This is a genomic window from Rhodococcus sp. H29-C3 (assembly GCF_030063405.1).
GTDB lineage: Bacteria > Actinomycetota > Actinomycetes > Mycobacteriales > Mycobacteriaceae > Rhodococcoides.
In genome coordinates, this window is record NZ_JASITC010000001.1 from 741872 (window position 1) to 754939 (window position 13068).

Here is a 13068-nt window from a genome sequence, read left to right on the forward strand (position 1 = left end):
CCGACCTAGAGAATGCAGTTGCCTGTTCCGACTGCGACCGGGCTCTCGAGGCTCTGCTCGAGCTCGTCGGATACTTCGGGTGCGGTGAGCACGAATCCGGTGTCGGGATCGTCGACGGCAGCACCGAAGACGAGCCCGAGGACCTGTCCGTCTTCCGCGACGAGTGGGCCACCCGAATTGCCCTGCCGCACGCTGCCTCGCACGGTGTAGACCTGGCGTTGAACCGTTCCGGTTCGGTAGATGTCCGGGCCCTTCAAGTTCAAAGTTTCTCTGATGCGGGCGGCGCTTGCCGTGTACGGCCCGCCGCCCGGGTATCCCAGGACCAGTGCACTGTCTCCGGTGACGGCCGGGTCGGGCGCGAAGTTCAACACCGGAGCGCGAAGACCCGGTACCCGCAGGATCGCCACGTCTTCCTGGGGATCGAAGAGCACGACCTCGGCGTCGAACACCGTGCCCACCGAGTCGACGGTGACGCCTTCGGTGCCGGCGACGACATGCGCATTGGTCATCACAAGCTCGGGGGCTACGACGAATCCGGAGCCCTCCAACGCCTTCTGGCAGCTCGGAGCCAGGCCGCTGACCTTGAGGACGCTGGCACGCATCTGATCCACCAGGGGGTTCGTCTGCAGCGCCGGGTCCGGGTCGGATACTTCCGCTACCGGGGTTTTGCCGAACGGTCCGATGACGTCGGGAAGACCCGAGGTGTCGAGCAGCGCCGAGAATTCCTTGGGTACTTCACGAAGCCATTGTGGGGCCACTTCGTCGACCTTGCCCAACACCTTGGAGCCACGAACCGCGCCGGCAACTTCGGGCTGCGAGGACGACGTCAACGGAATAGCGAGCAACCATGCGGCAGCGAGAACGGCCATGGCTTGCAGGCCGGCGCCGACGACGCTGTCGGCCGAGCGAGCGCCGCGCGAATGTATTCCACTGCGCAACGCACGGCCGAGCACCATGCCCGATACCTCACCGACGATCACCAACACCACGATCAGCGCGATTCCGACGAATACTCGCATTCGAGCGCCGTCGACGTGCAACAGAACATGCGGCGCGATCAGAATTCCCGCGACGGCACCGAGCACCACACCGAGAAATGCCAACGCCGACGCCACTGCACCTTGTCGCCATCCCGACATCGCTGCCAGCAGCGCCACCGCGAGGACGACGAGATCTACCCATCCGGACCCGCTCACTGATCGAGCCCCGCTCCTACAGCTGCCAAGCTGGCCTCCAGATCACGAATGTCGCCGGTATCCCACTCCGTCTCCCAACCGGACACTGCGAGCAGGCCCGCCAGGATACCGCCGGTGAATCCCCACACCAGCATTCCGTCGACGGCGAATGCCGGACCCTGATAACCCGCCGGGTGGCGGACCTGGAAACGGTTGTCGGGATCGAGCAGTGCGCGGATCGGTACCCGAACCACTCGGGCGGACTCGCCGGTGTCGACAACACGAACTTCGCTCGGCCTTCGCCAGTATGCAAGCACTGGGACGACGTCGAATCGTGACGGCGGGACATAGATGCCCGGCATCGTCGCGAGCGGTTGCACACCTGCAGGATCCAAACCGGTTTCTTCTTCGGCTTCGCGCAGAGCTGTTGCGACCGGTGAGACGTCGCCGGGGTCCGTAGCGCCACCGGGGAACGCGATCTGTCCGCTGTGCTGGCGCAGCGTCGACGCTCGCTGGGTCAGCAGCACATCCGCGTCGGCGGGGAGTCCGCCCCGCGAGGTGTGGTCCGGCTCGGGCGAGCCACCGAACAGTACGAGGACCGATGCCGGACGCGTCGACTCACCGGCCGCGGCAGTGCGCTGCAGTACCGGGTTGATGCCTGTCGTGTCCAGCAAGCCGCGTTCACCGCCGACCGCCTCGACGACACCGCGAAGCCACTCCGGGGCGCTCATCGCGCGAGTCCGAGATCGTTCTCGACTGCATCTGCTATCTCTTCGACACTTCGAAACGGTTGCGGCAGCACCTTGGCGACATTGCCATCCGCGTCGATCAGAATCGATACCGGGAGGACGGGCGGAGCGCCGACGGCTGCTGCTATGCGGCCGGCTTCGTCCTGGACACCGGGCAGCGATACGCCGTAGTCGGCGAGCTTGGCGAGGCCGTTGCCTTCGTTGCGGTCCTGGTGCACGGTCAGGACGGTCAGACGGTCGGCCACACTGTCGGCGTACTGCTGAAGATAAGGGAGTTCCTCAGCGCACGGCCCACACCAGTACGCCCACAGATTGATCAAGGCGGGCTTACCTGCCAGTGCTTGGCCGACGTCGATGCTGCTGCCGTCCGAGACACACTCGAGCACGATCCCCGTCAACGGGCCTGCCGGTGCGGGTGATCCTGGATCGGGAGTCGGGCAGGGCTCCAACTGTGCCCGCTCGCGAAGCGAGGCGAGCCCTTCGATGGAATCGACGGAACCACCCGCAGAGCCCACGGTGGGCCCTTGGCCCGTAGCGAGGCCACCGATCGGCGGTTGCAGACCCGGGTTCGTATCGCGCGGCCACAGGGCATAGATCATCCCGACGACGACGATCAGTGCCAGCAGCGACCAGCGCAGTGCAGATTTGTTCACGGTGTGATTCCGGCGAGCGCGAGGAGATGTTCGGTCTCCGGACCCTTGACCAGAGCCGCGGCCTGCGTCTTGTCCACCGGACCGATTCCGTAGGACGGGCAGTCCTTGGCCAGAATGCACACCCCGCAGGCCGGCTTCCGGGCGTGGCATACGCGGCGTCCATGAAAGATCACCCGGTGCGAGAGCAAAGTCCATTCCTTGCGCTCGATGAGTTCGCCGACGGCGTGTTCGATCTTGACCGGGTCTTCCAAGTCAGTCCATTGCCAGCGTCGGACGAGTCGAGCGAAGTGGGTATCGACGGTGATGCCGGGGACGTCGAATGCGTTTCCGAGGACCACATTGGCCGTCTTACGACCGATGCCGGGAAGGGTCACCAGGTCCTTCAGATTGGCAGGCACTTCCCCGTCGAACCGCTCGAGCAGTGCGGCTCCTAGGCCGATCAGTGAGTTCGTCTTGTTGCGGTAGAAGCCGGTTGTGCGGATGTACTCCTCCAGTTCCGTTCTGTCCGCTTCGGCGTAGTCGCGCGCAGTGCGATATCTCACGAATAAAGCAGGCGTGACGAGATTTACGCGCTTGTCGGTGCACTGGGCCGACAGGATCGTTGCGACGGCAAGTTCGAGGGGGGTCGTGAAGTCGAGTTCGCAGTACACATGCGGAAACGCCCTCCCCAGCTCCCGATTCATCCGGCGGGCGCGTCTGACGAGCCCAAGTCTTGTCTCTTCGCGTTTACGCACGTCGAAGGCCTTCGAGGCTGTCGAATCCACTCCACAACTGTACGGACAAGAATCGGCATCTAATTCGCCCTGTGTTCTTATCGAGACTTTTTCGGTGTTAACTTCCCCGTATGCATGGACTCGCCGTAGTGCTTTTTCCAGTACTCCTAATGCTCTTCTCGCTCGCTATGGAGCGCGTCGAAGGCAAGCTGAGCAAGCTGGCGGTTCGTGAGCACGACGTCGAGGAGTTTCTCGATCAGGCCAGTAGTTCCGAGGTGGCAACGCTCGCAAACGACGGCTTCCCCAACGCTCTCGCCAAACTCAACGACCGCAAGAGCCGCCCCCATGTGGTGAAGGATGCCGGCGCATTGGTGGACCAGCGCGCAAGCTGAGCGGTACGTAACGTCCGGCATGCCCGTTTCGAGATGAAGATCCGGTGAACTACCCCTGGTCCATTCATTCTCTTCTAGGGTTCCGTGGCGCCGATCACTCGATATCGGACTCGGCGAAGTAGACTTCACCGAGATTCTTGTCATGTTCAATTATTGGTGTGGCGTTGCTGGCCTTCGGGTACGCAACCTGCGCCGTGTAAAAACGCCTTGTCGATCCGGAAACCTGTATCGACGACATCCCAAAAGGAGCGCAAGTGGACGACGTCCTGGCACGGGCCGGCATCTTCCAAGGAGTCGAACCCTCTGCGGTAGCAGCGCTGACCAAGCAGTTGCAGCCAGTCGATTTCCCCCGAGGACACGTGGTCTTCAACGAGGGCGAGCCTGGTGATCGGCTGTACATCATCGTTTCCGGCAAGATCAAGCTCGGCCGCCGCTCCCCGGACGGCCGCGAAAACCTGCTGACCATCATGGGCCCGTCGGACATGTTCGGTGAGCTCTCGATTTTCGACCCGGGCCCGCGTACGTCCACGGCGACGACGGTCACCGAAGTCCGTGCCGTCAGCATGGACCGCGACGCTCTGAAAGCGTGGATCGATCAGCGTCCGGAGATTGCCGAGCAGCTTCTTCGCGTGCTGGCCCGTCGGCTCCGTCGCACCAACAACAACCTCGCGGACCTCATCTTCACCGATGTGCCCGGACGCGTCGCCAAAGCGCTACTTCAGCTCGCTCAGCGATTCGGAACCCAGGAAGCCGGGTCACTTCGTGTCACCCACGACCTGACGCAGGAAGAGATCGCCCAGCTCGTCGGCGCCTCACGTGAGACCGTCAACAAGGCACTGGCCGATTTTGCGCACCGCGGATGGCTGCGCCTCGAAGGCAAGAGCGTGCTGATCTCGGACTCCGAGCGCCTCGCTCGGCGAGCACGCTAGAACCGCACAGCTCGCTGGAAACACTGCTAGCTATCGCGTAGGTACGCCAGCTGTGTTTTGACGGACATGCGGGCGGCAGGCCACAGCTTCTTGTCAACGTCCGAGTAGACATGCTTGACCACCTGCATCGGCTTCGCATCGGCACCAAGTTCGTGCAGTGCTGCACGAACTTGGTCCAGCCGTTCGAGTCGGTGCTTTCGGTAGAACCTCACTGCCTCGGGGAAGTCGGCGATCTCGGCGCCGTGCCCAGGCAGAGCTACCTTGCCCTCACCCACTTCTTCGAGGCGGTCGAGCGAGGCCAGGTAGTCGGCGAGGGTGCCGTCTTTCGGATCGAGCACCGTAGTTCCGCGTCCCAGAATCGTGTCACCGGTCAGGACCGCGTCATCGAGGACGAAGCACAACGAATCGGCTGTGTGCCCCGGTGTCGCCAGCACCGAGATTGACAGGCCGGCCGCGACGATCACCTCTCCGTCGGTCAACGGAGAGGTGTCGCCATGGACGTACTTGGACTCGAAGGCTCGGATCGGCGCGCCACTCTTCCGGTGAAACCTCTTCAGCCCTGCCGTGTGGTCCCGATGCCGATGCGTAACAAGCGCGAGAACCACGTTGCCCGCCCCGACAACCGCGTCGAGATGCTCGGAGTCCTTCGGACCGGGGTCGACGACGACGCAGTCCCGGCTGCCAGGGGCGCGGAGAATCCACGTATTGGTGCCATCGAGCGTCATCTTGCCCGGATTGTCGGCGAGCAACACAGCAGCTGTGTCGGTCACCTGTCGTAGCTTTCCGTAGGCAGGGTGAGCAAGGGTCATAGACGTACCTTAGGACGAAGAGATGAAGTGGCACGAGGATCTTTACCTCGCGGCGTTCAGGCCTCGGGTGTGAGCTCGACGATGAGCTCGACCTCGACTGCTGCACCCAGAGGCAACTCGGCTACACCGACCGCAGAACGCGCATGCACGCCTGCATCCCCGAAGATTTCACCGAGCAGGTTCGACGCCCCGTTCATTACCGGAGGTTGGCCGGTGAAGCCGGCCGCCGACGCAACGAAGCCGACAACTTTGACTACGCGCGCAATGCGATCGATCCCGACGAGCGAGTGGATCGCTGCCAGCGCGTTGAGTGCGCACGTCCGCGCTGCTGCTGTGGCGTCCTCCGGAGAGACCTCCGCACCGACCTTGCCGATGCAGGTCAACTTGCCGTCGACCATCGGGAGCTGACCGGAGGTGTAGACGTACATTCCCGTCCGAACCGCCGGCACGTACGCGGCCAACGGCGGGACGACGGCGGGCAGTTCGATGCCCAGTTCGGCCAGTCTCGCGGACCAGTCGGCCATACCGATCAGGCCTTCGGGCGCTTGAAGTACGCCACGAGCGAGTCCCCGCCATTGGGACCCGACATGATGGTCACGAGCTCCCAGCCCTCGGAACCGTAGTTGTCCAGAATCTGCTTCGTGGCGTGAATCAGAACCGGTGCGGTGAAGTATTCCCAGATAATCTTTTCGCTCATACCGACGAGCCTAGTCGGCATCGAGGATGCAGTGGTGCCCCATCCGGCATAGGTGACGGACCACGTCACAGCCGGAGACGGTGGGCTCGGCCGTGTTCTCGGGAGCCAATGAGTGATTCGTCTATATGGTCGTGCTGTGGGAACTTCCAGTTTGTCAGCTTGGCCGGACAAGGCCGCGGCCGCTCGCTTGCACTTCGTGTCCGGCAAAGGCGGCACCGGTAAGTCGACGGTGGCCGCCGCTCTCGCACTGTCACTCGCAGCGGGCGGTCGACGCGTACTGCTGGTGGAGGTCGAGGGTAGGCAGGGCATCGCACAACTCTTCGACGTGCCGCCGCTACCGCCCGTCGAAACCCGCGTCGCTTCGGCAGAAGGAGGCGGTGAGGTCTTCGCCCTCGCCATCGACATCGAGACGGCATTTCTCGAATATCTCGACATGTTCTACAACCTCGGATTCGCCGGACGAGCGATGCGCAAGATCGGCGCCATAGAGTTCGCGACGACCATCGCACCCGGTCTACGTGACGTTCTCCTCACCGGCAAGGTGAAGGAGTGCGTAGTCAGAACGGACAGGGCCGGAAACCGCGCGTACGACGAGGTCGTCGTCGATTCACCGCCGACCGGGCGCATCGGCAATTTTCTCGACGTGACCAAAGCGATGGCGGATTTAGCCAAGGGCGGCCCGGTCCGATCGCAGAGCGAAGGCGTTGTCCGCCTGCTGCATTCGGCAAAGACCGTCGTCCATCTCGTGACACTGCTCGAGGCTCTTCCGGTGCAGGAAACTGCCGACGCCGTCCGGGAACTCGAGGCCGCAGATCTGAGGCTGGGAACCGTCATCGTCAACCGAACGGAGCCGACCTTCCTTCCGCCGGAAGCACTCGCGGACGCAGCCGATGGCGTCATCGACGCCGAGCTGATCCAGCAGGGACTGAAGCGAGCTGGAATAGCATTGTCCGACAGCGACTTTGCCGGCCTTCTCACGGAAACGATCGAACATGCTTCGACCCTGGCCGCGCAGGTGGAGAGCGGAAGCCAACTCGACGAGCTGGACACGGCACGAATGCATCTGCCGATGCTCGGCGGGGGAATCGACCTCGGCGGACTGTACGAACTAGCAGCCAAGCTCACAGAACAGGGTGTCAAATGAGCTCTCCCGCAACGGATGTCCTCGACGTCTCCAGAATCCTCCTCGAGAACTCCTCACGCATCGTGGTGGTGTGTGGCGCCGGCGGAGTCGGCAAGACGACCACGGCAGCAGCGATGGCCCTTCGCGCGGCCGAGCAGGGCAGGAAGGTCGTGGTGCTCACCATCGATCCAGCCAAACGACTCGCGCAGGCCCTCGGTGTCGGCGAACTCGACAACACTCCGCAGCCGGTAACACTCGCGGCGGGCGCCACGGGCGAACTGCACGCAATGATGCTGAATATGCGTCGAACATTCGACGAGATGGTCATCGAGCACTCGACGCCGGAAAAAGCGGAACAGGTGTTGGCCAACCCTTTCTACCAAACTGTCGCATCCTCGTTCTCCGGCACGCAGGAATACATGGCGATGGAGAAACTAGGGCAGCTCGCGGCCGATTCGACGTGGGATCTCATCGTCGTCGACACTCCGCCGTCGCGCAACGCTCTCGACTTCCTCGACGCCCCGCAGCGCCTCGGATCGTTCCTGGACGGTCGATTCATCCGCCTACTGATGGCGCCCGGTCGAGGATTGACGAGGATCGTCACCAGCGCGATGGGTTTGGCGTTGAGAGGAGTCTCGACGGTCATCGGGAGCCAGATGCTCAACGATGCGTCGGCGTTCGTTCAATCACTGGATTCGATGTTCGGCGGATTCAGGGAACGCGCGACACTCACCTATCAATTGCTGCGTGAGAGCGGGACAAGCTTCGTGGTCGTCGCTGTGGCCGAACCCGACGCGTTGCGTGAGGCTGCGTTCTTCGTGGATCGCCTCAGCAGCGAGGGCATGCCGTTGGCGGGGCTGATCCTCAATCGAACCCATCCGACCCTGTCGGCGTTGCCCGCCGATCATGCCGCCACGGCCGCCGACCAGCTGGACGATGACGACGACGCCTCAGCTGTTCTGACCGCTGCAGTGCTGCGAATCCACGCGGCTCGCGCGGTGACCGCCACGCGCGAGCTCCGACTGCTCCGCCGCTTCACAGCGGCTCATCCCCGGGTCCCCATCGTCGGGGTCCCGTCCCTGCCCTTCGAAGTCTCGGACCTTCATGCCCTACGCGCTGTGGCCGACCAACTCACCGGAACCGCATAGCGCACAACGCGACGAGAGAGCCGCCTCAGATGGCTGCTTGTGTCTGTCGTTGACTTTCGAAGAACTCGGACCACGAGTCGACCTCGGGATGCTGCTTGAGCAGCGCGCGTCGCTGACGCTCCGTCATCCCGCCCCACACCCCGAACTCGACGCGATTGTCCAGCGCATCTGCGCCGCACTGCATCAACACAGGGCAGTGCCTGCAGATCGTTGCGGCCTTGCGCTGCGCTGCCCCCCTCACGAATAGCTGGTCCGGGTCCATGCCCGAGCACCTTGCCTGCGCCACCCACGCAATACGCGCTTCGGCTTCTTCCACATCGAGCCGCGTCGGCGCTGCTGTCATGTTCATGTGCGGATCCCCTTTGCAGTTCGAACATCCTCGCTGGACGTTCCACAAGCTCTTTCGACCTCGAACTTCACCTCGAAGCACATCGACCTAGGAGCTGCCCCACATTCATATACAAGTGTTATGTGAATCACACCGTGCTCACAATTTAGGTAAAATGCGTCCCGAACGCAAGACGGGCGGGGGAACTTTCTGGTACGCCCGTCTCTACCTGCGGCTCAGCGAAAACCCGAAGAGCCGCGGCGGAGATCGAAGCCCGCGAACGGGCACAAGTCGAGCCCGCAGATCCGTGTCCACTGGGAGAGACGGCGTCGTCCACGTACGCTGTGCCTGTGTCAGTTGGAAAAACCGTGGCGAAGCTCGCCGGATGTTCAGCCCTTGCGGGTGCGTTGTTGGCCGGCGTCATGTTTCCGCTGGCAGGCGGGTTCGGATACGCATCCAACCGTGCGGCCGATACCGTCGACAATGTTTCGGCCGAATTGGTCGAGGGGTCCGTCCCTGCGGTCTCGACCATGGTCGACAGTGCAGGCAACCCCATTGCGTGGTTGTACGAGCAGCGCAGATTCGAAGTGCCGAGCGAGAAGATCTCGAACGAGATGAAACTCGCTATCGTCTCGATCGAGGACAAACGGTTCGCCGAACACAAGGGCGTCGACTGGCAGGGAACGCTGCGCGCGTTTCTGACCAACACGAGCAGCGGTCAGGTCGAACAGGGCGCGTCGACTCTGGATCAGCAGTACGTCAAGAACTATCACCTGCTCGTCGTGGCCAAGACCGACGCCGAGCGTCGGGCAGCTATCGAGACGACGCCCGCTCGCAAGATCCGCGAGATCCGGATGGCGCTCACCCTCGACAAAGAGCTGACCAAGGACGAGATCCTCACCCGCTATCTGAACCTCGTCCCGTTCGGTAACTCGTCGTTCGGGATTCAGGACGCCGCACAGACCTATTTCGGCATCGACGCCAGCGAGCTCGACGCCAGGCAGTCGGCCATGCTCGCGGGCATGGTGCAGTCGAGTTCGGCGCTCAATCCGTATACCAACGAACAGGGCGTCCTCGATCGGCGCAACACCGTCCTGGACACGATGATCCAGAACATCCCAGAACGCGCCACGGAGTTCCAGGCCGCGAGAACCGAGCCGCTCGGTGTGCTCCCCGAACCGCAAATCCTCCCCCGCGGGTGCATTGCTGCCGGCGACCGCGGGTTCTTCTGCGACTACGCGCTGCAATATCTTGCCAATGCAGGTATCAGCCGAGAGCAGATCGACCAGGGTGGATATTTGATCAAGACCACCCTCGATCCCGTTGTGCAGAACTCGACCAAAGCCTCGCTGGTGGCCAATACCAAACCGACACTCGACGGTGTCGCGACCGTCATGAATGTCATCGCACCCGGCCAGGATGCCCATCGCATCCTGGCAATGGGCAGCAGCCGAACGTACGGTCTCGATTCCGGTGCAGACGAAACGGTGCAGCCGCAGCCGTATTCGCTCGTCGGACACGGCGCAGGATCCATCTTCAAGGTGTTCACGACAGCCGCCGCCATGGAGCGCGGCCTCGGCACCAGCGCAACCCTGCAGGTTCCCAGACGCGCCGAGGTCCGAGGCATGGGCGACGGCGGCGCAAAGGGTTGCCCCGCAAACACGTATTGCGTCGAGAACGTCGGTGACTACCCTGCGTCACTCTCGGTTACCGATGCACTGGCGAAGTCTCCGAACACGGCGTTCGTCAAGTTGATCGAGTCCGTCGGAGTGACGCCGACGGTCGACATGGCGGTGCGCCTCGGCCTACGGTCCTACGCTGCACCGAGCACATCCGGCTTCGACGAGCGGAGTATGGCCGACTTCCAGAAAAACCAGAATCTCGGCTCCTTCACCCTCGGACCCACCTGGGTCAATCCACTCGAGTTGTCGAATGTGGCGGCAACCCTCGCGTCTTCGGGCAAGTGGTGCCCACCGACACCGATCGATTCGGTGTTCGACCGTAAGGGCAAGCAAGTACCTGTGACGCAGCAGGCATGCGAGCAGGTCGTCGAGCCCGGCTTGGCCAACACCCTGTCCAATGCGATGAGCAAGGACGACCAGCCCGGTGGCACATCCGCATCCGCTGCAGGATCGGTGGGTTGGACCTTGCCGATGTCCGGTAAGACGGGCACTACCGAGTCGCACATGTCCTCGGGCTTCCTCGGTTACACCAACAATTACGCCGCCGCGGTATACACCTATGGAGACTCCCCGAGCCCCGGTGAAATCTGCTCGTTCCCGTTGCGCCCGTGTGGCGACGGAAACCTGTACGGCGGCAACGAGCCGGCTCGTACCTGGTACGAGGCCGTCAACCCGGTCGCCAACAACTTCGGACCGGTCTCGCTACCTGCCGTCGATCAGAAATACGTTCGTGGATCCGCCAACGGTCAGGTTCCCGACGTGACCGGTTCGACCCAGTCGTCCGCTACCGCGACCCTGCAGGCCGCAGGTTTTCAGGTAACCGTGGTGAGCACGTCCGACACTGCAGCACGAGGAACGGTCACCGGAATGTCCCCCTCGGGATCGGCTATCCCCGGTGCGATGATCACGATTTACGTGAGCGATGGATCCGTTCGACAGGCGCCACCGGCTCCGTCGCTTCCAGCACTACCGGAGCTTCCCAACATCCAGATTCCGGCAATACCGCCGAACCTTCCGATCCCGGCCATACCCGGGCTTACAGCACCCCGCTAGAGCGGGATCCATCGCACGAAGTACGAGGGTGTGCTTCGTGCGATGGATTCCCAGCGATCGAGATTACAAGCGGTCCTTGACCGCCTTCGAGATCCGAGTGCCGTCGGCCTTGCCCTTGGCGAGTTCGGTCGCGACTTTCATGACCTGACCCATCTGCCGAATCCCGGGACGCTCACCCAATTGCTCGGCGACCTGGGCGAGTGCGGTGTCCGCAATATCGGCCAGTTCTGCGTCGGTCAATGGCGTCGGCAGGTATTCGTCGATGATCTGCGCCTCGGCATGTTCGGTCGCCGCCAGCTCACCTCGGCCGTTCTGGGTATAGATCTCTGCGGACTCACCGCGCTTCTTCGATTCCTTGGCAAGAATCTTGATTACCTGGTCGTCGGTGAGATCGTGGGCTTGTTTGCCGGATACTTCCTCGGTTTGAATCGCGGCAAGGAGCATGCGGATGGTCGCGGTTCGAAGTTTGTCTCTGGCCTTCATGGAGGTGGTCAGGTCGGTTCGCAGCTGGGACTTCAGTTCGGACATGTATCAGAACGCTACGCGGGCACTGCCCTGGCCCGCACGTCGATTGCACCACCTGACGTATCGTGGAAGACGTGTCCGTGAAAATCACTACATCGGCCCGACTCCTCGCAGCAGCAGAACGTACTCGCGCCGCTGCCTCGGAGGCCCCCATCAGAAGCGCAGCGATTGCGACAGCCGGCGCGGCGGCACTGGGTATCGGTTATGCGACTCTCGTCGAACGTAATGCCTTCACATTGCGGGAGACGTCGATGGCAGTGCTGGAACCTGGTTCGTCTTCGCTTCGGGTGCTGCACATCAGCGATCTGCACATGATGCCCGGCCAGCGTTCGAAGCAGAATTGGCTCCGCGAACTCGACAGCCTGGAACCGGATCTGGTGGTCAACACCGGGGACAACCTGTCGCATCAACGCTCGGTGCCTGCCGTCGTTCAAGCTCTCGGTCCCCTGTTGTCCCGACCCGGGCTGTTCGTCTTCGGCAGCAACGACTACTTTGCGCCCAAACCGAAGAATCCACTGCTGTACTTCAAGAAAGAGCACAAGAAGGTACTCGGTGAAGCATTGCCGTGGCGTGATCTGCGGGCAGCCTTCTCCGAACGCGGTTGGCACGACGTGACGCATGTGCGCAGAGAACTCGAAGTCGCGGGCGTACGCATCGCATCGGCCGGTGTCGACGACCCTCATCTGAAGCGCGACAGGTACGACACCATCGCCGGCCAACCGAATCCCCTCGCAGACCTTCGGCTGGGAATCACGCACTCCCCCGAGCCACGCGTGCTGGATCGTTTCGCCGACGACGGTTACGACTTGGTCCTTGCCGGACACACCCACGGCGGTCAGATCTGCCTACCGTTCTACGGTGCCCTCGTCACCAACTGCGAGCTCGATCGGTCTCGGGTGAAGGGTCCGTCGAAATGGGGCGCACATACCCAGCTGCACGTCTCGGCGGGTGTCGGCACGTCCCCCTATGCCCCGGCCCGGTTCTGCTGCAGGCCCGAGGCGACACTGCTGACGCTGACCCCTGCCCCGCGTCAAGGACCTCGCGAAGGGTCGAACGAGGGCGTTTCGCGTTCAGAGGCAGTCGTAAGCTAGA

General features: G+C 62.8%; 15 protein-coding genes. 6 read left to right on the forward strand and 9 right to left on the reverse strand.

The genetic code is table 11. The features are described 5' to 3' along the window. Positions 1–5: 5 nt before the first annotated feature. The 4 genes from QMK32_RS03635 to nth are packed head-to-tail and all read right to left on the reverse strand — an operon-like array spanning position 6 to position 3260. A complete protein-coding gene (locus tag QMK32_RS03635) occupies positions 6–1196 on the reverse strand; it encodes a MarP family serine protease (RefSeq protein WP_283473032.1) in 1191 nt (396 codons plus the stop codon). Next, complete coding sequence (locus QMK32_RS03640) at positions 1193–1906, reverse strand: NUDIX hydrolase (protein WP_283473035.1); 714 nt, start codon at positions 1904–1906, stop codon at positions 1193–1195. Before QMK32_RS03640 ends, QMK32_RS03635 begins: the two co-directional genes overlap by 4 nt. Beyond that, positions 1903–2577 (reverse strand): TlpA family protein disulfide reductase, encoded by a 675-nt coding sequence (locus tag QMK32_RS03645; RefSeq protein WP_283473036.1) that lies wholly within the window; start codon positions 2575–2577, stop codon positions 1903–1905. Before QMK32_RS03645 ends, QMK32_RS03640 begins: the two co-directional genes overlap by 4 nt. Next, positions 2574–3260: an endonuclease III gene (gene nth / locus QMK32_RS03650; RefSeq protein ID WP_256895513.1), complete on the reverse strand. Its 687-nt coding sequence runs from the start codon at positions 3258–3260 to the stop codon at positions 2574–2576. The genes QMK32_RS03645 and nth overlap by 4 nt, the downstream gene beginning before the upstream one ends. A gap of 161 nt (positions 3261–3421) precedes the next feature. Between nth and QMK32_RS03655 the strand changes: the two genes are divergently transcribed. Together QMK32_RS03655 and QMK32_RS03660 are read left to right on the forward strand one after the other, a co-directional pair. Further along, positions 3422–3682 carry a hypothetical protein gene (locus QMK32_RS03655; RefSeq protein ID WP_283473037.1) on the forward strand — a complete coding sequence of 87 codons (261 nt, stop codon included), beginning with the start codon at positions 3422–3424 and terminating at the stop codon, positions 3680–3682. Between the two features lie 254 nt (positions 3683–3936). Continuing rightward, positions 3937–4611 (forward strand): Crp/Fnr family transcriptional regulator, encoded by a 675-nt coding sequence (locus QMK32_RS03660; RefSeq protein ID WP_019662947.1) that lies wholly within the window; start codon positions 3937–3939, stop codon positions 4609–4611. A 26-nt stretch (positions 4612–4637) separates the two neighbouring features. On the opposite strand, the gene QMK32_RS03665 is transcribed toward QMK32_RS03660, so the two are convergent. From QMK32_RS03665 to sp36, 3 genes are read right to left on the reverse strand one after another with little or no spacing between them, the layout of a single operon-like run. Then, complete coding sequence (locus QMK32_RS03665; protein WP_283473040.1) at positions 4638–5420, reverse strand: MBL fold metallo-hydrolase; 783 nt, start codon at positions 5418–5420, stop codon at positions 4638–4640. 56 nt (positions 5421–5476) lie between these two features. Beyond that, the gene (locus QMK32_RS03670; RefSeq protein ID WP_269302335.1) at positions 5477–5944 is read right to left on the reverse strand and encodes a RidA family protein; all 468 of its coding nucleotides are present in this window, start codon (positions 5942–5944) and stop codon (positions 5477–5479) included. A gap of 5 nt (positions 5945–5949) precedes the next feature. Then, a complete protein-coding gene (sp36, locus tag QMK32_RS03675; protein ID WP_088944003.1) occupies positions 5950–6117 on the reverse strand; it encodes a Sp36 family protein in 168 nt (55 codons plus the stop codon). Between the two features lie 136 nt (positions 6118–6253). Here sp36 and bagA point away from each other — a divergent pair, with 136 nt between their 5' ends. Together bagA and bagB are read left to right on the forward strand one after the other, a co-directional pair. Further along, on the forward strand, positions 6254–7261 hold the full coding sequence (bagA, locus tag QMK32_RS03680; RefSeq protein WP_283473041.1) for an ATPase BagA: 1008 nt from the start codon (positions 6254–6256) through the stop codon (positions 7259–7261). Continuing rightward, positions 7258–8388, forward strand: a complete 1131-nt coding sequence (gene bagB, locus QMK32_RS03685; protein ID WP_283473043.1) for an ArsA family ATPase — start codon at positions 7258–7260, stop codon at positions 8386–8388. Before bagA ends, bagB begins: the two co-directional genes overlap by 4 nt. A 25-nt stretch (positions 8389–8413) precedes the next feature. On the opposite strand, the gene QMK32_RS03690 is transcribed toward bagB, so the two are convergent. Continuing rightward, positions 8414–8731, reverse strand: a complete 318-nt coding sequence (locus QMK32_RS03690; protein WP_247596322.1) for a WhiB family transcriptional regulator — start codon at positions 8729–8731, stop codon at positions 8414–8416. 353 nt (positions 8732–9084) lie between these two features. On the opposite strand from QMK32_RS03690, the gene QMK32_RS03695 reads away from it, so the two are divergent. Next, positions 9085–11451: a penicillin-binding protein gene (locus QMK32_RS03695; RefSeq protein WP_283473181.1), complete on the forward strand. Its 2367-nt coding sequence runs from the start codon at positions 9085–9087 to the stop codon at positions 11449–11451. Between the two features lie 63 nt (positions 11452–11514). On the opposite strand, the gene QMK32_RS03700 is transcribed toward QMK32_RS03695, so the two are convergent. Further along, positions 11515–11979 carry a GatB/YqeY domain-containing protein gene (locus tag QMK32_RS03700; RefSeq protein ID WP_084345641.1) on the reverse strand — a complete coding sequence of 155 codons (465 nt, stop codon included), beginning with the start codon at positions 11977–11979 and terminating at the stop codon, positions 11515–11517. A gap of 149 nt (positions 11980–12128) precedes the next feature. Here QMK32_RS03700 and QMK32_RS03705 point away from each other — a divergent pair, with 149 nt between their 5' ends. Continuing rightward, complete coding sequence (locus QMK32_RS03705; RefSeq protein ID WP_269302872.1) at positions 12129–13067, forward strand: metallophosphoesterase; 939 nt, start codon at positions 12129–12131, stop codon at positions 13065–13067. Position 13068 lies beyond the last annotated feature (1 nt).